Source organism: Agrobacterium vitis (assembly GCF_037039395.1).
GTDB classification, from domain to species: domain Bacteria; phylum Pseudomonadota; class Alphaproteobacteria; order Rhizobiales; family Rhizobiaceae; genus Allorhizobium; species Allorhizobium vitis_E.
Genome location: NZ_CP146242.1, coordinates 945649 through 967390, shown reverse-complemented (window position 1 = coordinate 967390; position 21742 = coordinate 945649). Strand labels below are relative to the sequence as shown.

Here is a 21742-nt window from a genome sequence, read left to right as displayed (position 1 = left end):
CTGCATTCGAGACGCCCGGGCGCACACCTGTGCCAGGTCTCCTACCTGCGCCAGACCGCATGCTTGTGACGGCGACGTCATTCGTCCTTGTCGCGTACATTTTGTGGAAACGTGATCTCCGTCGTGAAGCCCTTGGTTGGCAGCACGTCGAACCGGAAGCCATGCAATTTGGTAATTGCCGCCACCAAGGTTAATCCCAACCCCAACCCTCTTGTGTGGCGGCTTCGGTCTGATCGGTAAAAGCGCTGAATAAGCAGATTTCTCTCGCTCTCTGGCACACCTGGACCGGTGTCGCTCACGCGGAGCGCTTTTCGCTCGTCTTCCACGATAAGGCAAACATCGATCCTGCCGCCTTCGGGCGTGAATTTTATAGCGTTATCAACGAGATTGGCGACTGCCTCGAAAATCAGATCCCGATCTCCGTGAACGACAATATTGACATCCGCCCTCACCGTCAGTGTCAACTGCTTCTCTTCGGCAATGGGCTCGTAGAGGTCCCCGACTTCCAGAACGAGATCCGCGAGTTCCACTTTGTCAAATGCCTGAAGTCGGCGCGCTTGTTCAATCTCTCGAACACGCAAAATGGCCGTGACAATGGAGATCGCGTGGTCAATTCCTGAAATCGCCCGATCCGTGGCGAGCTGCATGTCCTCAACGGAGGTCGCATTGCGCCGCGCCCTTTCCAGGCCGAGGCGAACTCGGGCCAGAGGTGTTCTCAAATCATGGGCTATATCGTCACCGACGGCGGTGAGGTCTTCGATGAAGGTTTGCATTTCGTCGAGCATGCCGTTGACGATTTGTGCAAGGTTGTCGAGCGGGTCCTGCACATTGCGGTAGGGCAGGCGCTGTTTCAAATCGCCCGCAACAATCTGTGCGATCCGGATTTGCATTTCGTTGACGCGCCTATGGGCGTTCAAACCGAAAAACACCGCTGCCGCCAAGCCAAACGTCAGCACCGGAACCAAGCCAAATAGCAGACCTCTCTCCACCATGGAGGCGGCCTGCTCATTATCGGCCGTACTCCAACCAACCAACAGAATATTACCATCCGGCAGGCGCCGCGCAACCGCGCGCGCCCGCTGTTGACGCGGTGGTGTTTGGTCGGTGCGCACAATGGAAACCTGTCTGGGCGGCATATCCAGCACCAGGCTTGCCGGAAAATGCTGGACATTTCCCGACACACGGTGACCATCGGCTGTGAAAATACCCGTTGGTTTCACCCGTCGCGGGTCTTGCCGCACGCGTTCCTCATAGGCATCCATCCGCCCCAGAAGAGCACCTTGCGTGATGACGCTTGCTTCTTGCAAAACCAGCTCATCCAGTTGATTGATCAACTCACGGCCAGTGGTTTGAAAATAAGCAAAGCAAAAGCTCAGCACCATGGTGACCGTTATTGCCGCCACCAGCGCCACCACATAGCGGAAACGGGATTGCCGGACCCATTCAATCGGGCGCGCGAAGTACAAAACCTTCTCCACGAACATTGGAAATCATGGGGTGATCTCCCGGATGATCAATTTTTCGCCTGAGCCGACCCATATGCACATCGATGAGGTTTGAATCGGGAACGAATTTATATTTCCAGACTTCCTCAAACAGCATTCCTCGTGTGAGCAGCTGTTCGCAATGGCGCATCATATATTCGAGCAGCTTGAATTCACGGGGAAGAAGCTCAATCTCCCTTTCGCCGCGGCAAGCGCTGCGCTCCAGAAGATCCAGCTCAAGCGGTCCAACCCGCAGCACTTTTGCCGACATGTCAGCGGGGCGGCGAAGGAGAGCTTCCACGCGGGCTACAAGTTCGAGGATCGCAAAGGGCTTGGTGAGATAGTCGTCGCCACCGGCCCGCAGGCCGCGCACACGGTCGTTGACGGCACTGAGGGCGCTGATGACAAGCACAGGCGTGCGAACCTGTTCGCGCCGCAATGTATCAATCACAGCAAGGCCATCCATACCAGGCAGCATACGGTCAACGATCAGGATATCAGCCCCGCCATTCCTTGCGCGTTCAAGGCCCCTGGCACCATCGGATTCCCAGTCAACGGCGTATCCGTAATCTTTCAGCTCAGCGCAGATATCGTGTGCCGTATCTTCATCATCCTCGATAAGGATAACTTTCGCCATGGCCTATTCCTTGATGCGTCGGTACCTCCATAGATGTTGCAGGTCATCCATTATTGCCAGAGCACACGCGCGTTTCAAATACCGGTTTGCTGTTTCACTCCTACGGTTTTTCAAAAAATAGCGCAATTGTGCGGTGTGTGATTCAACGCGCGGATGCACATAGCCAGGCTTGACGTCCGGGACCGGGATGGCCGTTCTTAAATTTCTATTTAATGGCTTTTGTCATTTCACTGCGTCAAACCCCAGTACCTGCGCGACAGAAAGTCGCGTGCTGACTTGTGACTATATGGTGCGATCGTCAAAGCCCACGGCAATCGCAGTCGCCCTTAAACTCAATTAGGTGCCAGATGCCCGTTCATCGTAAAGACAACCCATCCATTGCCGCAGGCGTCCAAGGCCCGGTTTTAAGCCGCCGTCAGCTTTTGGGATCGGCGGCCACAGGGGCTGTCGTTCTCGGTGCGACCTCTGTACCCAGCTGGGCGCAAGCGCCGGAAAAAACCGTGGATGTCCTGTTGATCGGCGGCGGCATCATGAGTGCGACGCTGGGTGTTTTGCTCAGCCAACTTGAGCCGAACTGGACGATTGAAATGCTCGAGCGGCTCGACACCGTGGCCATGGAAAGCTCAAACGGCTGGAACAATGCCGGCACGGGCCATTCTGCACTGGCCGAGCTGAATTATTCGCCGATGGATGCGAAAGGCAATGTGCATATCGAAAAGGCGATTGAGATCAATTCAGCCTTCCAGATCACCCGCCAGTTCCTTGCCCATCAGGTCGACGTTGGCGTGCTGAAAAATCCGCGCTCGTTCCTCAACTCGACCCCGCATATGAGTTTCGTCTGGGGCGATGAGAACACGGCGTTTCTTGCCAAGCGGTTTGACGCGTTGAAAGCAAGCCCGCTGTTTTCCGGCATGCAGTTTTCGACCGATCATGACAAGATTGCCGAATGGGTGCCGCTGATGATGGACGGGCGTGACCGCGCCCAGAAGCTCGCCGCCACCTGGAGCCCCCTTGGCACAGACGCCGATTGGGGCGAAGTGACCCGCCAGTACGTCACGCATCTGAAGAGCCATCCAAACTTTACGCTGCACACCTCCAGCGAAGTGGAGGCTATCGAAAAGAACAGCGACGGATCGTGGAACGTCAGCACCTCCAATCGCAAGGATGGATCGTCAAGCACGGTCAAGGCGAAGTTCGTGTTCATCGGTGCGGGCGGTGGTGCGTTGCACCTTCTGCAGATGGCCGGCATTCCGGAAGGCGATGATTACGCGGGCTTCCCCGTCGGCGGTTCTTTCCTGGTCTGCGACAAGCCGGAGATTGCAAACCAGCATTTTGCCAAGGCCTATGGTCAGGCCTCCACCGGTGCGCCTCCGATGTCGGTTCCGCATCTCGACACCCGCGTGTTTGAAGGCAAGCGCCACCTGTTGTTTGGCCCCTTCGCAACCTTCTCGACAAAGTTCCTGAAGGAAGGATCGCTGTTCGATCTGCCAGCGACAATCACGCTCGAAAACATCTGGCCCATGCTGAAGGTTGGCTATGATGAGTTTGATCTGGTCGAATATCTGGCCGGGCAGCTTTTGCTGTCAGACGCAGATCGGCATGAGGCTCTGCGTGCCTATTTTCCCAATGCCAAGGCCGAGGATTGGCGCCTTTGGCAGGCAGGCCAGCGCGTTCAAATCATCAAGAGAGACGCCAAAAAGGGCGGCATTCTCAAGCTCGGAACAGAAATTGTGGCGGCCAAGGATGGCAGCATTGCCGCCCTGCTCGGCGCTTCTCCGGGGGCGTCAACGGCTGCCCCGATCATGCTGGATCTGCTTCAGAAAGTGTTTGCCGAGAAATTGGCGACACCGGAATGGCAGGAGAAGGTGCGCACCATGGTGCCAAGCTATGGCGTCAACCTCAATGAAAACCCCGACATGCTGGCCAAGGAATGGGCGGCGACAGCAGAGCGCCTTCAACTGACGCTCGCACCACCGGCAATCGACATGTCCGCAATAACAAAGCCAGGCGTCAGCGCACCGGCGGGAGACATCAAGCGTGTGCCGGACATGGCGCTGTAAATTCTGGGATTACGCCAGAATGAATGCGCGCTGTGGCGTGCATTCGACGGATGCTGACATAAATATATGCCCTTGAATGCAGTATTGTGTGTTTTGTGAAGCACACAATACTGTAGCATCAGTGCGATAGCCGTAAGTTGTGGGCCAGATCATAGGCCAGAATTCAACTGTAATGTTCTGCACATGGTCTGCGATTAGATTGAGCTGAATTTCACCCGGTTTAAAAAGAGAAAGATCGATCATGAGTGATCATCACGTCGTGGTTGTTGGCGGTGGCTTTGGCGGGCTTCAGCTGGTCCATGATCTCAAAGGCAGCGGAGCACGGATAACGCTGATCGATCGGCGAAACCATCATCTTTTCCAACCTCTTCTTTATCAGGTTGCAACAACCATTCTCTCCACCTCGGAAATCGCCTGGCCCATTCGCCATCTCTATAGCGACCGGCAGGAGGTTTCGACATTGCTGGGTGAAGTCGGCGGCGTCGATGTCGCTGCAAAGCAGGTCATGTTACGCAGTGGTGCATCCATATCCTACGACACGCTTGTTCTGGCCACCGGAGCGACCCATGCCTATTTCGGACGCGATGAATGGGAGCCTGTGGCGCCGGGCCTCAAGACGCTTGAGGATGCCACGACAATTCGCCGCCGCCTCCTTCTGGCCTTCGAGCAGGCAGAAACCACCCCTGGCCCGGCGATGCGTGAGGCGCTTTTGACCTTTACCATTGTTGGGGCTGGCCCGACAGGCGTCGAGCTTGCCGGTATTATCGCCGAGCTGGCGCACAAGACTCTCCCCAAGGAATTTCGCGCCATCGATACCCGCAGGACAAAGGTGATCCTGGTCGAGGCGGGCCAGCGCGTGCTGCCAAGCTTTGCGCCGGAACTGTCTGCCTATGCGCAAGGCGTGTTGGAAAAACTCGGCGTTGAGGTTCGTCTTGGGCAGCCCGTTACACAGTGCTCAAGCGAGGGCGTTCAGATTGGTGAACAGTTCACTCCAAGCCGGACCATCGTCTGGGCGGCTGGCGTTCAGGCATCAGCTGCGGCGCGTTGGCTCAGTGTTCCCGCCGACAGGGCGGGTCGCGTCGTTGTTGAAAAAGATCTGACCTCTCCGGGAATGCCCGATGTCTTTGTGATCGGAGACACGGCGTCGGTCATCCAAGACAATAACACGCCCGTGCCCGGTATTGCGCCCGCAGCCAAACAACAGGGCGCCTATGTCGCCAAAGTGATCAAGGCAAGACTGAAAGGCAAACCCGCTCCCGCGCCATTCCATTACCGGCATCAAGGTAGCCTTGCCACCATCGGCCAGAGCGCGGCCATCGTTGACTTTGGCAAGGTGAAGTTAACGGGAAGTCTCGCATGGTGGATATGGGGTCTCGCGCATATCTATTTTCTCATCGGCACGCGCTCAAGACTTGCTGTCGCATGGAGCTGGCTGTGGATTTACCTGAGCGGCCAGCATAGCGCCCGATTGATTACTCAAAAAGAAACCATGAGGGATGGGCAGGCGAGAAATTAGAATTATGTAAGTAATATCATTGTGTTACGCATGCTAGCATTGCCGTGGTGTTCAGGTGAGGAACGTCAAACCGCAGAAATATTGCAGCAAGAAATGCAGCAGAGCCGCCGAACATAGGAGGCTGCGAGAACGAAATACAACGCCATCTATCTCACGGCGGAAATCTTCGACGGATGGTGTAAGCGGGCGGCCTGAAATATCCAAGTTGGGACCTTTAACGGTCCTCGTTTCGGACCGTTTTTAGGCAGAGGTAATCAGTCCGCAAAGTTGCGAAGCTACTAACTGTCTAGGTCTGGTGCGCCGGAGAGCTTAAACAGGATGCTGCTGTAGGGAAGTCTAAGGAGGATCTTACTGTTATTCGCGATAGCGGCTGCGGTCATTCCTCGGCATAAAAGACTGACGCCTCCCATTCGACGCATACATATTGCGTCTGGACTATCAACAAAATTGACGTTTTCAATTCCGGCGACAACTGCTGTCACGCCTTTGGGTATAGCCCCAATTGGCTGTATGACGACAATGCGGATGCCTGCGACATAGATAGCCGCAACGCAGGCAAGAGCGACGGCAATAGAAATCCATATGTACTTCATGTGCGGAGCCTCGAATCAGGCAGGATGTCTTTGTTGCCTTCCGTCAAAGCGGAAGCCGCAATGTTTGCAGACATTGGCAATGTGGAGGATGGTTTCACCGCAATCCGGACAAGCCTTGGTCGGCTGGATGCGAGTTGCCTCTGGGACAGATGGTGTTTCTGTCTCCTTCAGTGATGGAAGGCAGGCAACAAGAATGATACCAAATATGGAGATGAGCAAGCCGACAAAAAACCAGCCTACGCCACTACGGCCCTTCGACGTGGCAATGATTGCGGTCACAGCTCCGCAAATAATCCATAATCCTATTAGTTCCACAGACGCCCCCGGCCTCCCTTAGATGTCATTTGATTGGCTTGCTGTGCCGGAAGTGTCAACTCAGAATTGTCGATGATTAGGATTTTCTTTGATTCTTTGGTTTAGATCCGATTTTTTCAGCATCTTCGTTAGAAGACGTAAAAGTTTCGAGTTCCATAGCCTATGTCAAAATATGCTTAATTGGTTGATTGTCGGAATCAAGATTTTGAAGTTCACCTTCATGTTTTTTCAAAACACCATCGCAATAATCAGCAACATTTTCCGGAATGTTGTCGCGTAAAATTATTATTTGTGTGTTATTGAAAGTATGAGGTTATTTAGATTTAAATGTCTGATTTTTTCAAGGGATGCAGCTAAATCGATCATGATATTTTCGCTCTGAAGAGCTTCATCGAGTTTTCTCTGATGGAAAAATAATCATGCAGCAAGTCGTCAATTAAATCTTTGTCTCTTTTGCCTCGTCGCTGTGGGCATACGTCAAGTTTTCAATTATTTCAGCATTTACTGATCGCGTGTGCTCCCCAGCGGAATTGCTCTACAAGCGAGAACAAAGTTCCCAACTGACTGTGTATGTTCTGGATAAAAACGAGGAAATACGCTGTAGAAAATTGGCTGGGGAACCTATATTCTCACATGATTTCAATGTCTTAGACGATAAGCCTTGAAATTCTCTCTGTTTTCCCATCGCGAGCGACCGTGGATGCCATCTTTGTGCCCTGGCTTTGGGCATCAGTCAATATGAGTGTGGAGCGGAAATAATTTCCGCTTCTGGGTCGAGTTCACCGTCGTGCGGTCGCTGCGCGGCTGGCCGCTTCACGCCTTCATTTCTGTCATCCGCAGCACTGGCATGAGTTCCTGAGAGCTTTCAGTCTGCTTCGCTAGTGGTCACGCCCGCTTCGCGCCTCATTGTCGGCCATAGAGGTCGTGCCGTACTTGCCCAGAAGCAGACATCGTCCCGGCGGCGGCATCGTGTCCCCAGTGCGCCAAATGCGGTTACCCGAGACTGCCGGCAAACTGCTCTGACCACTGATTGCGCTCTGCCAGAGCCGTCACAAAATCGATAAAGACACGGGTCTTTGCAGGGAGCTGTGATCGGCTTGCGAAGTACACCGAAATCGCGCCTGCATCGGAATACCACCGCGGCAACAGCCGGACCAGACGCCCGGCCTTGAGATGAGGCTGGGCGTCTGCTTTCGGAACTAGGGCGACGCCCACTCCTAGAACGGCAGCACTGAGCATGGCGGCGGGATCGTTGACGACCAGAGTTTCGGATAACTCCGCAGCCGCCTCACGGCCAGCCGCATCGCGCATCGTCCATTGGCGGATGCGTCCGCTCTGCCTCAAACGCATCACGACGCTGTCCAGGGCCTTCAACCCCGCCGGGTCGAACGGCGGCACGCGACCTGCGATATAGCCCGGTGATGCCACCGCAATGATGTGAACCGGAGCCAGCGTTCGGGCGACAATGCCCGGGTTCAGATCGAAGCCTCCGCCGATCGCTGCATCATAGCCATCGGCCACAAGGTCGACGGGTCTGGCATCGAAATGACATTCCGGCTTCACACCCGGATAGAGCCTCAGAAACTCCGGCAGATGGGGAAGGATATGCAGCACGCCGAGGGTGGGCGGCAGGCTGACCTTGAGCACACCCTTCGGCTCACCCTGCACAGCCGCACCTCCGATCGCTGCCTGTATGATGTCGAGGCTATCGGAGACCGCCAATCTGAAGCTCTCGCCCGCCTCGGTGAGAACGAGCTTCCGCGTCGAGCGATGGAACAGTCGGATACCGAGGTTGCGCTCCAGCATGGCGACGTTGCGGCTGACGGCGGCCGGAGTGAGCGACATGCGTCTGGCCGCTTCGGAGAAACTGCCATGCTCCGCGCTGCGGACAAAGGATTCAAGATTCGCCAGTGTTTCCATCGTCGCTCCTTTCAAGTGATCGTTGAAGATATAACAAGCCAATTCCAGCTAATCAAAGAGAAATAGATCGTGCATATCTGCGTCATCAAAGATCGTAAGGAGCAAACAGATGACACGGAATTCTCAGCCTCTCCTGGGCAAGGCGGCTCTCGTGACCGGCGGATCGCGGGGCATCGGCGCAGCCATCGTCAAGCGCCTGGCCCATGACGGAGCGGATGTGGTATTCAGCTATTCAACCTCTGGCGACAAGGCAGAGGAGATCGTGCGCGCGGTCGAAGCCCTTGGGCGTCGGTCTCTGGCAATCAAGGCGGATCAGGCGAAGGCGTCAGAGGTTGCGGACCTTGTGCGACAGGCGCATGACGCGTTCGGCCGGCTGGATATCCTGGTCAATTCGGCAGGCGTGTTCATCACCGGCGGCGTCGGCGACGTGAATGCAGATATCACGGCGTTCGATCGACAGATCGACATCAACGTCAAGGGTGTCGCAGCCGCAGTCCGCGCTGCTGTTCCTCTGATGTCAGACGGCGGACGGATCGTCTCGATCGGGACAACGGGCGCGGTTCACATTCCCTTTCCGGGTGCGGCCGACTACATCGCAACAAAAGCTGCAGTGGGCGCCTATACGCGCGGCTGGTCCCGTGATCTCGGCCCGCGCAACATTACCGTCAACCTGATTCAGCCCGGTGCGATCGACACCGACATGAACCCGGCAAACGGCCCCTTTGCAGACACTTTGAAGGGACTTGCGGCGCTTGGGCGCTACGGCAAGCCGGAAGACATTGCCGCAGCGGTCGCATTCCTCGCCGGCCCGGACGCCAGCTACATCACCGGAGCAACACTCAACGTCGACGGCGGACAGGCAGCCTAATCGACCATTCTCAACAAGGAGACAAATCCATGACATCCATCGGAATCATCGGCGCTGGAAACATTGGTCGCGCCATCGCGACAACTCTCGCACGGAAGGGCATCGCAGCCACGCTTTCCAACAGCCGCGGCCCTGAAACGCTTGCCGAACTCGTCGCCTCGCTCGGCCCATCGATTACCGCCGGCTCGCGCGAGGAAGCCGCATCGAAAGACATCGTCTTCATCGCCGTCAATTGGTCGAAGCTTCCTGCGGCGATGGCCGGTCTGCCCAACTGGAACGGTGGGATCGTCGTCGACACCAACAACCCGATCGAAGCGCCACTGTTCCAGCCCGCAGACCTCGGCGGTCGGACGTCATCGGATGTGTTCGTCGAGATGGTTCCTGGTGCTCGGGTCGTAAAGGCGTTCAACCATCTGTCAGCCGCTGTGCTCGCCGGTGACCCGACCAGCGAAGGCGGCAAGCGCGTGCTGTTCTATTCCGGAGACGACGCCGCTGCCAAGGCGCAGATCGGCGCGCTGATCGACCGTCTTGGCTTCTTCGGCATCGATCTCGGTGACCTCGCCGTTGGGAGTCGCCTCGTCCAGTTTCCGGGCGGTCCTTTGCCAGCGCACAACCTCGTGAAATTCGACTGAGGTCTTTTAACCTTCCGCGCCGCCAATATTCAACAATTCAGGAGCCCGCTATGTCCACCACAGCCATCGAAATAGCACAGACGTTTTTCGACCACTGGAGCGCCAATCGGATCGATGAGGCCATCGCCATGCTCGCCGAAGACGTCCTCTACGACAACGTGCCCTTTCCCGATATCACCGGCCGCGAGAACGTTCGAAAATTCCACCGCGATTTCGGCATCGGCAACAAGTTTACTGTCGACTGGAAGGTGGTGCAAATCGCGGCGGCGGGAAACGTCGTGCTGAACGAGCGGATCGACATCTTCCTCCACGAAAACGGCGGACGGATCACGCTGCCCGTCATGGGGACAGTGACCGTCGAGAACGGCGTGATCACGGTCTGGCGTGATTATTTCGATCCGGCAGACTTCGACCGGCAGTTGAACCAGATCGGCAAGTAGTCGGATCGCTGCCTCTGACAAGAGGCCGCCTTTGGGTCAAACTCGGACAGCAGTACCAATACATGGTTGGATGTCCGCTATCGCCTTTCGGCACCCTAGCATCGGACAGTCGGCTCCCGGCCCCATATCGGAAACGAGGAAATCAGGGTAGTCTCGGAGAAATGGCTGGCGAGCCTAGATAATCGCATTATTTCTAAGACTTAGAGCTGTTCTCTTTGTTTTCCCGATGTTTTCCCGCCGCGAGCGACCGTGGATGCCATCTTTGTGCCCCGGCTTTGGGCTGACGTCAATATGGCGGAACAGCGGTAATAATTTCCGTTCGGCAGCGCCAAACCGGAGGTGAGGCAAGCATTTTCGCGTGGCAGCATTGTGCCTTCATGTCGGTCATAGAGGTGCGTCATCGCGCTTGCCTGGAAGCGGACATAGGCCCCGGCGGCGGGCTTCACGGCGCCTGTCCGCCCGCTTTTCGCTTAACATCCCCCGGTGAGGAGGGAGTAGCTGGTCGTAAAATGGAACCTCAGGCTGGCACAAACCCCGGAAAGAAATGGCATGCGACAAGGGGAATCTAAGCGGACAGCTTCCATATCGCGCTTGGTCAGACGCATCCACGCTCAGCGGATGTAGCGGCGATTAAGATCGACGTGTGCTTGACGAATAGCAGGACGATCCGTGGCGACTGGATGGAAGACTGGCTGATACATGAATGGGAAGCAAATACAGGGCATTCATTGCTAGCGCCCTGGCAGTAGCTCAAGGCTCGCCCTTCTGGGTGAGCCGCGTGCGTGAGGCCGCGGCACGATGATGCTGCGGCCTCAATTGGCGAATATTCAGACTGTCACGACTGAATGAAGGCCAGGAGATCGGCGTTCAGCACATCGGCATTGACGGTCAACATGCCATGCGAGAAGCCGGGATAAGTCTTGAGCGTCCCGTTCTTCAGAAGCTTGATAGCCTTGTGGGCAGAGTCGGCAATCGGAACGATCTGATCGTCTTCGCCATGCAGGACCAGCGTCGGCAGCGTGATGGTCTTCAGGTCTTCGGTCTGATCGGTCTCAGAAAAAGCCTTGATGCCATCATAGTGGGCCTTGGCGCTGCCCATCATGCCCTGACGCCACCAATTCTGGATCACGCCTTCCTGCACATTCGCGCCATCACGGTTGAAGCCGTAGAAGGGGCCTGCCGGAACGTCACGGAAGAATTGGGCGCGGCTCGCGGCGAGGGCGGAGCGGAAGCCGTCGAACACTTCCATCGGCAGACCTTCCGGATTGGATGCTGTCTTCACCATGATCGGCGGAACAGCGGAAACCAGAACGGCTTTCGCGGTGCGACCAGACGGTTGACCATGGTTTGCCACGTAGCGGGCCACCTCGCCACCACCGGTGGAATGGCCGATGTGCACGACATTCCTAAGGTCGAGTGCCTCGACCACGGCGAAGGCGTCGGAGGCGTAGTGGTCCATATCGTGGCCGTCAGACACCTGGGCAGAGCGGCCGTGGCCGCGGCGGTCATGGGCGATGACGCGGAAGCCCTTGGAGAGGAAGAACAGCATCTGAGCATCCCAATCATCAGAGGACAGCGGCCAGCCGTGGTGGAACATGATTGGCTGGGCGTCCTTCGGGCCCCAATCCTTGTAGAAGATGTCAACGCCGTCCTTGGTGGTAACATATGCCATTGTCTTGTCTCCGTCGGTTAATGTGGTGGTTGAAGCAGCAAGTGCTGCAGAGGGAAATACGGGAAGAAGCGCGTTTGCCGCCGCCATCGTGGCTGTCGTGGTGAGAACGTTGCGACGGGTCATGGGAAAAAATTCAGAGGTCATCAGCGCGGCCCTTTGAGTTGTCTTTGATCTCATCAGGCGAGGCGTCTTCGTCTAATGAGGAGATCATGCCGAAGTGAATGCGTTGCGACAATTGTTGGAATGGTTCCGATTTGATTGTCATTTTCGCAATAATCAGGGGCCGAAGTCGCGTCTTCGGCCCTCTCAGTGGTCGAGACGGAACGGCTTCAGACCATGCCCGGCCGCCTGATCGTAAGGAAGTGGCGTACGACCGGCTTTTCCGGACCAATGTGATAGGCAAGCACCTTGCCCTGTATATCGGCATCGGCATTGGACACGCGCTTGTGCTGTCGCAGATGTTCCGCCCAGGATTCGACCATGAACCATTCGACAATCTTCTCCGGATCGGCGGAATCTTCCGTAACACCCCATCCATAGGCACCATCGCGGCGGCGCTCCTCCGAGAGCTTGTCGATGGCGTGAAGGAACGCCGTACGATGATGTTTCTCGACACGGTACTCGATGAGGATCAATACGGGACCGCGATCATGGGCGACGGGTTCTGCGACCAGAGGTTCCGGCCAATGGTTGGATGGCACCATGTCCATATCGCCTGAAGGCAGCTTGACGCGATGCATGATGAGGCCTGCCGCCAGCAATCCGACGGCCCCGACCAGAAGCGTGGCGGGCACGCCCGCAGCTTCGCCGAACGCACCCCAACCGAGACTTCCCGCCGTCATCGCGCCGTTGAATACGGTTAGATAGACGGCAAGTCCCCGGCCTCGTACCCAGTTTGGCAAGATGGCCTGTGCCGCGCCATTCAACGTCGTGAGCGCAGTAATCCAGGCTCCTCCGAGAAAGAGAAGGACGAGTATGGCCATCCACTTCGGTGGCGCCAGCGACAGAGCACCCATGACAAGTGCGGTAACAACGGCAGAGCCGAGCAACAGCGCATCCGCATCGAAGCGAGTGCGAAGGCGTGGCATGGCCAGGGCGCCGGCAATGGCACCGGCACCGACCGAACCGAGCAAGATGCCATAAAAGCCAGCATCCCCGCCGAGCATTTGCCGAGCAACGAGCGGGAGAAGGGCCCAGACAGCGCTGGCAAAGGCGAAGAAAATGGCGGCGCGCAACAGCACCACATGGAGCGGACGGCTGGCGCGGGTATAGCGAAGACCGGCCCGGAACGCCCCAAGGAAGCCCTCCGCCAGCGCATCATCGGCATTTCTGGCGCGCGGCCACCAGACAAGGGCGGCAATGACGATAAGGTAGCTGGCGACATCCACACCATAGGTGACGCCCGCCCCGAAGGCAGCCAGCAACAGGCCGCCCGCTGCGGGGCCGATGGAGCGGGCAATATTGATACCCAGCGAGTTCAGCGCAACCGCGTTTTTCACATCCTCGCGCTTCACCAATTCCGGCACGATGGCCTGCCAGGTCGGACCCATCAAAGCAGCACCTATGCCACCCATGAAAGTGAGGCCGATCAGGGCGCTCACTGAGAGCAAACCGGTATTGGCGAGAACCATTAAGGTCGCACTGACAGAGGCTAGCAGCACTTGCACCGCGATCAGGAATTTGCGGCGGTCCAGGATATCGGTGAGCACACCGGCAGGAATGGCGAGCAAAAAGATCGGCAAAGTCCCGGCGGCCTGCACCATGGCGACCGCAGCCGGCGAGGCGGAAAGATCGGTCATCAGCCATGAGCTTGCGACATCGCGCATGAAGCTGCCGGTATTGCCGAGCACGGTTGCCGCCCAGAGCACCGCGAAAACCGGCTGATAAAGCGGGGCGAATGTGCCTGTTGAGGATTTGGCGCCGCTCATGGCTTGGATCCTTTCGCAAGATCGGAGATGGCAACGAGCACGAATGCACCGGCCAGTCCGAGATGTTCAAAAAAGGCGTTGGTCGCCATCATCCGGTCCATCCCAGGAGCGAGCTCCCAGAAGCGCAGGGCAATCAGCGTGGCCTGCAGGGTGAAGCCCGCAAGGGCGAGCGCGGCCAGCCAGCGGAAGTAGCCGGTGATGACCATGGCCGAAGCGGTGAGTTCGAACAGGATGACCACCACTGCAAATGCTGCCGGCGGGGTCAGGCCGAAATGTTCCATTTCAGCAATCGCACCCTGAAAATCAGCAATCTTGGTGATTGGGCCCTGAATGTAAGCGGCGCAAAGGGCCACGAGGGCCAGGGTCTTCAATGGGGGCCGGGTCAGCAAGTTCCGGAAAACACCGCCATGCCGATTGGAAAGGGTAGGGGAAGACATCACTATTTCCTCTGATCTTGAGAAACTTGAAGGGTTCTGATGTGAGGAGTGTGCGGGCGCGATGGGCGAACAACAATTGCAACAATAATTGCGAGTTTATTGCGTTGAATGAAATAGTTCGGTCGGGCTCAATCAATGCATGGCGGCAGAGACTCTCTGCCGCCGGGATTTTCCGATACACTCGCGAAACTCAAACCGCCCAGCACGAGCAGCCGAGGGCGCCGAAGAAGCCTTGGAGATCCTTGATTGGGAGCTTCGAGGTCCAGGCACCGGCATGATCGTGTCCATGGACATTACAGTCACTGGCGCAGCCGCAGGAAACGATAGCCTTGCGGCGCAGGGAATGGCGTCCAGCGCCGTCCGGCTCGCCCCAGGCGGCGTAACCGCCGAATTTGCGCACCGGCGACCAGTCCGGCATGGCCGGCGGGACAGGGTTCTCATCGAGTTTCGCAAAATCACCGGCGCCGTAGACGACCTTGCCGCCAACCATGGTCAGTTCGGAGGTGAGGAAAGAGATTTCGTCTTCCGCGCAAGAGAAGAAGTCCTTGTCCGGGACGATCAAGTCGGCAAACTGTCCCTTCTCGATCCGGCCTTTCTTGCCCTCTTCGTTGGAGAACCACGTTACCTTTTCCGTCCACATGCGCAGCGCCGTTTCGCGATCCAGGCAATTGGCGCGGGGATAAAGCTGCATGCCGCCGACTGTCTTGCCGGTCACCATCCAGGACAGTGACACCCACGGATTATAGGAGGCGACGCGTGTTGCATCCGTTCCGGCAGAAACATTGACACCTTTCTCCAGCATGCGGCGGATGGGCGGGGTGGCTTCCGCCACGCCATGGCCATAGCGCTCTACGAAATACTCCCCCTGATAGGCCATACGGTGCTGGGTCGCGATGCCGCCGCCGAGCGCGGCAATGCGGTCGATGGAGCGTTCGGAAATCGTTTCTGCATGGTCGAAGAACCAGTTCAGCCCCTCCAGCGGAATGTCCCTGTTGACCTTCTCGAAGACGTCAAGCGCTCGGGTGATGGTCTCGTCATAGGTCGCGTGCAGACGCCAGGGCCAGCGGTTCTCGGCAAGGACGCGCACGACCTCTTCCAGCTCGCCTTCCATCTCCGGTGCCATCTCCGGCCGCGGCTGGCGGAAATCCTCAAAATCGGCGGCGGAAAACACCAGCATCTCGCCGGCTCCGTTGTGGCGAAAATAATCGGTGCCCTGCTTGTATTTGACCGAAGCGGTCCAGTTGAGGAAGTCTTCTTTTTCCTGCTTCGGCTTCTGCGTGAAGAGGTTATAGGCAAGACGCACCGTCATCTGGCCCTCATCGGCCAGTTTCTGGATAACTTCGTAATCGTCGGGATAGTTCTGGAAGCCGCCGCCCGCATCTATGACGCCGGTGATGCCAAGACGGTTCAGTTCGCGCATGAAATGGCGGGTGGAGTTGACCTGGTAATCGAAAGGCAGCTTTGGCCCCTTGGCCAAGGTCGAATAAAGAATACCTGCATTGGGCTTGGCCAGCAGCATGCCGGTGGGATTGCCCTGGGCGTCGCGCGTGATTTCGCCACCCGGCGGGTTCGGTGTGTCTCGCGTATAACCGACTGCACGAAGGGCGGCTCCGTTCAGCAGCGCGCGGTCATAGAGATGGAGCAGGAAGACGGGCGTCTCCGGCGCAACCGTATTGATCTCTTCAATCGTGGGCAGGCGCTTTTCGACGAATTGATGCTCGGTAAAGCCCCCAACGACGCGCACCCATTGCGGTGCAGGTGTGATTGCCACCTGCCGCTTCAGTATGTCCATGGCGTCGGCCAGACTGCGCACGCCATCCCAGCGCAGTTCCATGTTGAAGTTCAAACCACCCCGGACGACATGGGTGTGGTTATCGATCAGGCCGGGTAGGACGCGCTTGCCCTTGAGATCGACAATCTTCGTCTCCGGCCCGCCAAGGGCGGCAATCTCCTTGTCATCGCCCACCCGCATGAACATTCCGTCCTTGATGGCAACGGCAGTGGCGGTGGGTTTGGTGCGGTCGAGAGTGGTGATGCGGCCATTGAGAAGAATGAGATCGGCAAACATGGTGGCGCTCCTGGTCATATGGATTTGGAGGATGGGCCAGGATGAGAAAACCGGTCCGGCCTCTCTCCCTGCAGCGTAAATTAGCTCTGCTGTTCTTGAGACGGCTGTCGATCTGCAGCTTTTACGGCAGCGATCTTGCCTGTAGGCAGGTGTCCGAACATATGCGGCTTGATATGGTTCAGCCAGGAGACGGCTGCCGGTTCCTTGGCCCAGAGAATTTTCGCGAAGGGCACGACCTGTTCGCCCAGTAGAATGCCGAAAAGACCGACAAGGGCAATGATTGGTGGCGCGGGGGAGCGCACCTGCAGCAGGCTGTAGACAATCCCGACCAGCAGGCCTGCACCGAGAGACATTAGATAGAGTTTCATGGGGTTCTCCTCTTCGGGTTGGACGGACCGCTCCCCAAAGCTCACTGAGGGGAGCGGCCGTGCGCCTTTTACTTTGCGGGGTTCGGGCCGATGCGCTTGCCATGGGTGACGCGCTCGGTTGCGCCGTGGACCATGGTATAGGCGTAGTCCACGCCCATCCCGTAGGCGCCGGAATGCTCCTTCACCAGCGTGGTGACGGCGTCATAGGTTTCCTTGCGGGCCCAGTCGCGCTGCCATTCGAGCAGAACCTGCTGCCAGGTGACCGGAACGATACCGGCCTGCACCATGCGGTCCATGGCATATTTGTGGCCGTCTGCGGTGGTGCCGCCCGAGGCATCCGCGACCATGTAGATCTCAAAGTCCGGGCGGTCGTTTAGTGCCGACAATGCGAAGGTGGTGTTGCAGACTTCCGTCCAAAGGCCGGAAACGACGATCTTCTTGCGACCCTGGGCGGCGTTGCGGTCGAGCGCATCGCGGACATTCTGGTCATCCCAGGAGTTCATCGAGGTGCGCTCGAGAATGTCGTTTTCCGGGAAGACGGCCAGCAGTTCTGGGAATGTGTGGCCGGAAAAAGATTGTGTTTCAACAGTCGTAATCGTGGTCGGAATATTGAAGATCTTTCCGGCCTTGGCCAGGCCAACGACATTGTTTTTCAGAACCTGCCGGTCGATCGACTGCACGCCGAACGCCATCTGCGGCTGCTGGTCGATGAAAATGAGCTGGCTGTTGGCGGGGGTCAGGACTTCGAGCTTGGACATTGTCAGTTCCTTTTTGGTTGTTGGACCGCTGATGCGGCAGGTTGGTGAGCAGCCAGACATCCTGTCGCGGCGCTCGTGAAGGGCTTCGTGTGGCAGGTTCGACCTCGGTGTTTTCGTCCACACGTTGCCTTGGCTGCTGAAATCAAAAGTAGGCCATCGCCGCACAGTGCGAAATTGCAATAATAGTTGGGAATCTGTTGCGATTTTTGCAACGATTGGATCTCGATGGCCTAGATGGAAACGTCCATCACCGCCCCGTAGATGACCTCCGCCAATGCTGCTGGCGCCGACAGCAACGACATGTGGCTTGCGTGAAGCTCCGTTGTCTTAGCCGTCATTTTGATAGCCAGCTCACGTTGCAACTCAACGCTCACCGCGCGATCTTCGGTGGAAACGACATAGAACGTGGATCTGTCTGACCAGGCCGTTTGGGTGACCTTGTCATTGAACGTCGGAAGGCCAAGCGGTGTCTGCACAGCGGCGAGAAGTCTTGCCTCGCCTTCCGGAAGATCCTGAGCGACGTTGCTGATCCAGCTTTCGACACTCATCATGAGCTTTCCATTGCCGATGTCAGTCACGCCAGTCAGGCCGGGAGGGGCTTCATGCGCGCCCACCTGATCACCGGTTGATTGTCCAGCATCCGGGGCGAAGGCAGCGACGTAAACCAGGGCTCTTACATTCGGATCGTTACCTGCTTCGGTGATAACGGTCCCACCCCAGCTATGTCCGACCAGTACGACCGGCCCCTTGATGGAGTCGAGGACCCGCCGCGTCGCGACGACGTCGTCGGATTCTGCACCGCGACGACATCGATCCCCTTTTCCAGCAGCAACCTGATGACACGGCGCCAGCTAGAGCCGTCGGCCCATGCTCCGTGGACGAGCACAACGGTAGGTTTGTGCGATGAAGACATTTCCATGACAGATTTCCCTTCGGATTGGATGGTGCTTGGATACGCTGTGGCGATGCGGAACGTCTTGGACGCCGCGCTGCAGATTTGTCTGTTCGTGAGGTGTTGAGGCTCTAGGCGGCGAGGGGGGTGAGACCTGCCTCGATCTGCCCGCGAAAGGGCTCATACTGGGCTGGAAGTTTGAGCATCTCGCCCAGATGTGCACCATCCTCGTCCCGGTCGAAGCCCGGCTCGTTTGTGGCGATTTCGAACAATATGCCGCCTGGTGTCCGAAAGTAGATGGCCCAGAAGTAATCGCGGTCAATCACTGGGGTCACATGGTAACCGGTGTCCACCAATGCGTTTCGCACACCGAGCTGCTTTTGCCGATTTTCGACTGCAAAGGCGATGTGATGGACCGAGCCGGCACCTTGGCGATTAAAAGCCGTCCCCGGCATTACCTTTAGGTCAATTGTATCGGCGCCATTGCCGCCGGGAATGATGAAGCGGGTGGTATCGCCTTGCTGTTCGCTCTTTTGGTAGCCCATGAAGCTGAGCAGTTCGGACGTAGCGGCCGTATCATGCAGGTTGAAACTGGCGCCGGCGAAGCCACGAATTGCGACTTCGGCGCTGCAACTCTTTGTCCGCACCACGCGGCAGGTCTCCCTGACGACCGATGGTGCAATCTTCGCGGCCCAGATCCAACCAGCGCTCGAAACTCTTGAAACCGCTCGAAAAGATATTCGCGATACGAACAAAGTAGATCAGGGCCGTCTGCGGATCAGCGCGCCCACCTGGTTCGGAAAGGCGGTTCTTCCCCCAATTCTTCAGGGTTTCGAGAGCTTTATCCGAGGATCAGTTTTGAGGTTTCGCTGTCGGACGGGCTGGTCAACATCATGGAGGACGATTTTGATCTGACGATCCGCATTTCGGCGCAGCCTTCCGACAAGTTCACCATCTGGCGCAAGATCAGGGTCGTGCCGCGCATTCTAGTGGCCGCACCGGGAAGCCGGTTTGTCGATATGTCAAATCCCGATCAGCTCATCGCCCGATGATTGTCTGGCCTATAGTGGAGAAAGTCGACGCGAGAACTGGGTTCTGTCAGATGGCGGAACAAGTGTTACGATTTCTGCAGGACGCGTTTTCAGTGCCAATAGCGGGGAAGTTCTCGCTGATATGGCTGTCGATGGTGCAGGCATTGCCATGCTGCCAGGCTTTCATATCACCGAGCATTTGCGAACTGGGCGCTTGGTTTACGTCCTGCGCAACTGGGCGCCACCCGATCTATGGCTGACCCTCTATTATCCTCCGTATCAGGCATTGCCGCCCCGAATTGCTGCGTTCTCGAAGTTTTTCGAACAGCAGATCCCTTCGCTCATGACCACGATTTCTTGATGAAGCGCTTCCCCTGCGGCGGGAAGGAAGAGCTCGTGAGCTATGTTCCTCGTGGATTAGGCCGAGGTCGTTAAAGTCGAGACGCGGACGTCTACGTTTCTGAATTTGAGATGTCCGCTTCATGTCCTTCGCACGCCAGACGCATAGCCTCTGTGTGGAGCATGACGATGAAGCCGCAGCGAGACGCGGATGTAGCCTCCACTGCGGTCAAAAATGGCGTAGGAACTTGAAAGGTCGGAATGTCGCGTGCCGCTAGGCTGCTCTGAAGCGTAAGGCTGGGCGCACGGCACCGATGCGCCGCCCGATCACGTCATCTGTGCACGCACATCGGCGTAGAATTGGGTAAGCGGTGGGCAGGGCAGCGGCTGTCTTCACGCGACCCGACTGTTCCGCCGCCAGGCGGCTGGTGTCTGGCCCGTGATGCGGCGGAAGACGCGGCAGAAATGCGACTGGTCGGCAAAGCCGCAAGCGATCGCGATTTCGCAAAGCGGCGTGTCGGTGGTGAGCATCAACTGCTTTGCATGATCGATGCGCCTCCGTGATATATAGTCGTGCGGCGTGGTTCCGAAACTGGCGCGAAAGGCGGCGGAGAAATAGCCTGTGCTCAGGCGTGTGATCCGGGCGAGATCGTCATTGTTGATCCGTCGGGCACACTCTTTGTCGATATGCTGCTTCACCCGCTCCGCCTGCCACGGGGCCAAGCTGCCTCGCGCCGATGGCTCAGGCTCGTTCGAGATGTCCAGGTCGCCAAAGAGGTTGCCAAAAAGTGCCGAGGCTCTCTTGATGAGGTCTATGGCGCCTTCTTCGTCCTTCTCGACAAGCGATACGGCGTGAGCCAGTAGCTGTGTGACCTGGATGTGTTGTGAAGCCATGGAAGCAGCGCCGTGCTGCGTTCGGTGAATACGATCGTCGATCTGAAACGGATGTGCTGACATGACAAGCCCCATTTGTCTCTGCTTTATGGGGATCATCGGACGAATGACGCTGCGGGGAAATTGTACAGGAATTGATAGACGTTAAACTGCAGTGCTAGCCTCGCATACACATGTATAGTTGCCGTATGGTTGTGGCTGGGTCTAAGGAAAGAGGATCGTCTCGATCCCTGAAAGTCGAAGGATGTCCGTGAGCCCTCTCGTTCTCGTTGTGGATGACGAGCACATCGTCCGCACTTCCGTCGATAGCCTTCTGCGTTCGGTTGGCTACCGCGTGAAATGTTATGCGACGCCGCTGGATCTTTGCCGGGACAAGGAAGGCTTGGAAGAAGCCGACTGCTTGATCCTGGACGTCAGGCTTCCGTTCACCAGCGGCCTCGATTTTCAAAAGAAACTTTCGGAGATGGGCAGCGAGATACCGATCGTCTTCGTCACCGGCCACGGTGATATCCCGATGTCGGTTCGCGCGATGAAGGCAGGTGCAGTGGACTTCCTGCCAAAACCGTTTCGCGATCAGGACATGCTCGACGCGGTCGCTGCCGCCTGTCTGACGCGGGCCGTGGTCAAGGGAGAGACGAAGATTGAAGCGGAGCTGCAGGAGCGTTTCTCGTCGTTGACCCCGCGCGAACGGCAGATCATGGAAATGGCGACCAGCGGATTGATGAACAAGCAAATCGCCGGCGAACTTGAGTTAAGCGAGATTACCGTGAAGATCCATCGGGGCAAGATCATGCGCAAGATGATGGCCAAGACCTTTGCCGATCTCGTTAAGATGTCCGAGGCCATTGCGCGAAATCAGGGCACGTCGGCCAGTCGATAAACTCTAGTAT

At 57.2% G+C, this 21742-nt stretch carries 18 protein-coding genes and 2 pseudogenes; 7 read left to right on the top strand and 13 right to left on the bottom strand.

From position 1 onward, the window contains the following. Positions 1-77: 77 nt before the first annotated feature. Positions 78-1484 carry a sensor histidine kinase gene (locus V6582_RS07210; RefSeq protein WP_234889671.1) on the bottom strand — a complete coding sequence of 469 codons (1407 nt, stop codon included), beginning with the start codon at positions 1482-1484 and terminating at the stop codon, positions 78-80. Then, positions 1444-2121, bottom strand: a complete 678-nt coding sequence (locus V6582_RS07205) for a response regulator transcription factor (protein ID WP_156631881.1) — start codon at positions 2119-2121, stop codon at positions 1444-1446. Before V6582_RS07205 ends, V6582_RS07210 begins: the two co-directional genes overlap by 41 nt. A 347-nt stretch (positions 2122-2468) precedes the next feature. On the opposite strand from V6582_RS07205, the gene mqo reads away from it, so the two are divergent. After that, entirely contained in the window at positions 2469-4181 is a 1713-nt protein-coding gene (mqo, locus tag V6582_RS07200) for a malate dehydrogenase (quinone) (RefSeq protein ID WP_156631880.1), read from the top strand. A 9-nt stretch (positions 4182-4190) separates the two neighbouring features. Here mqo and V6582_RS07195 read toward each other — a convergent pair whose 3' ends face one another. After that, the gene (locus V6582_RS07195; protein WP_156631879.1) at positions 4191-4424 is read right to left on the bottom strand and encodes a hypothetical protein; all 234 of its coding nucleotides are present in this window, start codon (positions 4422-4424) and stop codon (positions 4191-4193) included. On the opposite strand from V6582_RS07195, the gene V6582_RS07190 reads away from it, so the two are divergent. Further along, positions 4423-5697, top strand: a complete 1275-nt coding sequence (locus V6582_RS07190; RefSeq protein WP_156631878.1) for an NAD(P)/FAD-dependent oxidoreductase — start codon at positions 4423-4425, stop codon at positions 5695-5697. The two genes, V6582_RS07195 and V6582_RS07190, sit on opposite strands and share 2 nt — an antisense overlap. Before the next feature lie 1901 nt (positions 5698-7598). On the opposite strand, the gene V6582_RS07185 is transcribed toward V6582_RS07190, so the two are convergent. Next, positions 7599-8525 carry a LysR family transcriptional regulator gene (locus V6582_RS07185; protein ID WP_156631877.1) on the bottom strand — a complete coding sequence of 309 codons (927 nt, stop codon included), beginning with the start codon at positions 8523-8525 and terminating at the stop codon, positions 7599-7601. A 109-nt stretch (positions 8526-8634) separates the two neighbouring features. On the opposite strand from V6582_RS07185, the gene V6582_RS07180 reads away from it, so the two are divergent. The 3 genes from V6582_RS07180 to V6582_RS07170 are packed head-to-tail and all read left to right on the top strand — an operon-like array spanning position 8635 to position 10465. Further along, entirely contained in the window at positions 8635-9393 is a 759-nt protein-coding gene (locus V6582_RS07180; RefSeq protein ID WP_156631876.1) for an SDR family oxidoreductase, read from the top strand. 29 nt (positions 9394-9422) lie between these two features. Next, positions 9423-10025: an NADPH-dependent F420 reductase gene (locus V6582_RS07175; protein WP_156631875.1), complete on the top strand. Its 603-nt coding sequence runs from the start codon at positions 9423-9425 to the stop codon at positions 10023-10025. A gap of 50 nt (positions 10026-10075) precedes the next feature. Continuing rightward, positions 10076-10465 (top strand): limonene-1,2-epoxide hydrolase family protein, encoded by a 390-nt coding sequence (locus tag V6582_RS07170; protein ID WP_156631874.1) that lies wholly within the window; start codon positions 10076-10078, stop codon positions 10463-10465. 835 nt (positions 10466-11300) lie between these two features. Here the strand turns inward: V6582_RS07170 and V6582_RS07165 are convergent. The 8 genes and pseudogenes from V6582_RS07165 to V6582_RS07130 all read right to left on the bottom strand — a co-directional run. Then, on the bottom strand, positions 11301-12137 hold the full coding sequence (locus tag V6582_RS07165) for an alpha/beta fold hydrolase (protein WP_156631873.1): 837 nt from the start codon (positions 12135-12137) through the stop codon (positions 11301-11303). Between the two features lie 329 nt (positions 12138-12466). Next, positions 12467-14065, bottom strand: a complete 1599-nt coding sequence (locus tag V6582_RS07160) for an MFS transporter (RefSeq protein ID WP_156631872.1) — start codon at positions 14063-14065, stop codon at positions 12467-12469. Continuing rightward, a complete protein-coding gene (locus tag V6582_RS07155) occupies positions 14062-14502 on the bottom strand; it encodes a DoxX family protein (RefSeq protein ID WP_156631871.1) in 441 nt (146 codons plus the stop codon). The genes V6582_RS07160 and V6582_RS07155 overlap by 4 nt, the downstream gene beginning before the upstream one ends. Before the next feature lie 190 nt (positions 14503-14692). Continuing rightward, positions 14693-16570, bottom strand: coding sequence for an amidohydrolase (locus V6582_RS07150; RefSeq protein WP_156631870.1), 1878 nt, complete (start codon positions 16568-16570; stop codon positions 14693-14695). Between the two features lie 80 nt (positions 16571-16650). Then, positions 16651-16938, bottom strand: a complete 288-nt coding sequence (locus V6582_RS07145) for a XapX domain-containing protein (RefSeq protein ID WP_156631869.1) — start codon at positions 16936-16938, stop codon at positions 16651-16653. Positions 16939-17006: 68 nt separating this feature from the next. Further along, positions 17007-17696 carry a hydrolase gene (locus tag V6582_RS07140; RefSeq protein ID WP_156631868.1) on the bottom strand — a complete coding sequence of 230 codons (690 nt, stop codon included), beginning with the start codon at positions 17694-17696 and terminating at the stop codon, positions 17007-17009. 230 nt (positions 17697-17926) lie between these two features. Then, complete coding sequence (locus V6582_RS07135) at positions 17927-18547, bottom strand: alpha/beta hydrolase (RefSeq protein ID WP_420360187.1); 621 nt, start codon at positions 18545-18547, stop codon at positions 17927-17929. Positions 18548-18719: 172 nt separating this feature from the next. Then, positions 18720-19217, bottom strand: a pseudogene (locus V6582_RS07130) (VOC family protein); the annotation flags it as partial. Between V6582_RS07130 and V6582_RS07125 the strand changes: the two are divergent. Then, positions 19132-19980: pseudogene (locus V6582_RS07125) on the top strand (LysR substrate-binding domain-containing protein). The pseudogenes V6582_RS07130 and V6582_RS07125 sit on opposite strands and share 86 nt — an antisense overlap. Positions 19981-20351: 371 nt before the next feature. On the opposite strand, the gene V6582_RS07120 reads toward V6582_RS07125, so the two are convergent. Beyond that, a complete protein-coding gene (locus tag V6582_RS07120; RefSeq protein WP_197434377.1) occupies positions 20352-20927 on the bottom strand; it encodes a helix-turn-helix transcriptional regulator in 576 nt (191 codons plus the stop codon). Positions 20928-21096: 169 nt separating this feature from the next. Here V6582_RS07120 and V6582_RS07115 point away from each other — a divergent pair, with 169 nt between their 5' ends. Continuing rightward, positions 21097-21732: a response regulator transcription factor gene (locus tag V6582_RS07115; protein WP_156631866.1), complete on the top strand. Its 636-nt coding sequence runs from the start codon at positions 21097-21099 to the stop codon at positions 21730-21732. Positions 21733-21742: the final 10 nt, after the last annotated feature.

Excerpts from the sequence above, each read along its gene's own strand:
- V6582_RS07210 (WP_234889671.1), bottom strand. The coding sequence starts at position 1,484 with ATGTTCGTGGAGAAGGTTTTGTACTTCGCGCGCCCGATTGAATGGGTC.
- V6582_RS07205 (WP_156631881.1), bottom strand. The coding sequence starts at position 2,121 with ATGGCGAAAGTTATCCTTATCGAGGATGATGAAGATACGGCACACGAT.
- mqo (WP_156631880.1), top strand. The coding sequence starts at position 2,469 with ATGCCCGTTCATCGTAAAGACAACCCATCCATTGCCGCAGGCGTCCAA.
- V6582_RS07190 (WP_156631878.1), top strand. The coding sequence starts at position 4,423 with ATGAGTGATCATCACGTCGTGGTTGTTGGCGGTGGCTTTGGCGGGCTT.
- V6582_RS07195 (WP_156631879.1), bottom strand. The coding sequence starts at position 4,424 with ATGATCGATCTTTCTCTTTTTAAACCGGGTGAAATTCAGCTCAATCTA.
- V6582_RS07185 (WP_156631877.1), bottom strand. The coding sequence starts at position 8,525 with ATGGAAACACTGGCGAATCTTGAATCCTTTGTCCGCAGCGCGGAGCAT.
- V6582_RS07180 (WP_156631876.1), top strand. The coding sequence starts at position 8,635 with ATGACACGGAATTCTCAGCCTCTCCTGGGCAAGGCGGCTCTCGTGACC.
- V6582_RS07175 (WP_156631875.1), top strand. The coding sequence starts at position 9,423 with ATGACATCCATCGGAATCATCGGCGCTGGAAACATTGGTCGCGCCATC.
- V6582_RS07170 (WP_156631874.1), top strand. The coding sequence starts at position 10,076 with ATGTCCACCACAGCCATCGAAATAGCACAGACGTTTTTCGACCACTGG.
- V6582_RS07165 (WP_156631873.1), bottom strand. The coding sequence starts at position 12,137 with ATGGCATATGTTACCACCAAGGACGGCGTTGACATCTTCTACAAGGAT.
- V6582_RS07160 (WP_156631872.1), bottom strand. The coding sequence starts at position 14,065 with ATGAGCGGCGCCAAATCCTCAACAGGCACATTCGCCCCGCTTTATCAG.
- V6582_RS07155 (WP_156631871.1), bottom strand. The coding sequence starts at position 14,502 with ATGTCTTCCCCTACCCTTTCCAATCGGCATGGCGGTGTTTTCCGGAAC.
- V6582_RS07150 (WP_156631870.1), bottom strand. The coding sequence starts at position 16,570 with ATGTTTGCCGATCTCATTCTTCTCAATGGCCGCATCACCACTCTCGAC.
- V6582_RS07145 (WP_156631869.1), bottom strand. The coding sequence starts at position 16,938 with ATGAAACTCTATCTAATGTCTCTCGGTGCAGGCCTGCTGGTCGGGATT.
- V6582_RS07140 (WP_156631868.1), bottom strand. The coding sequence starts at position 17,696 with ATGTCCAAGCTCGAAGTCCTGACCCCCGCCAACAGCCAGCTCATTTTC.
- V6582_RS07120 (WP_197434377.1), bottom strand. The coding sequence starts at position 20,927 with ATGGGGCTTGTCATGTCAGCACATCCGTTTCAGATCGACGATCGTATT.
- V6582_RS07115 (WP_156631866.1), top strand. The coding sequence starts at position 21,097 with ATGTCCGTGAGCCCTCTCGTTCTCGTTGTGGATGACGAGCACATCGTC.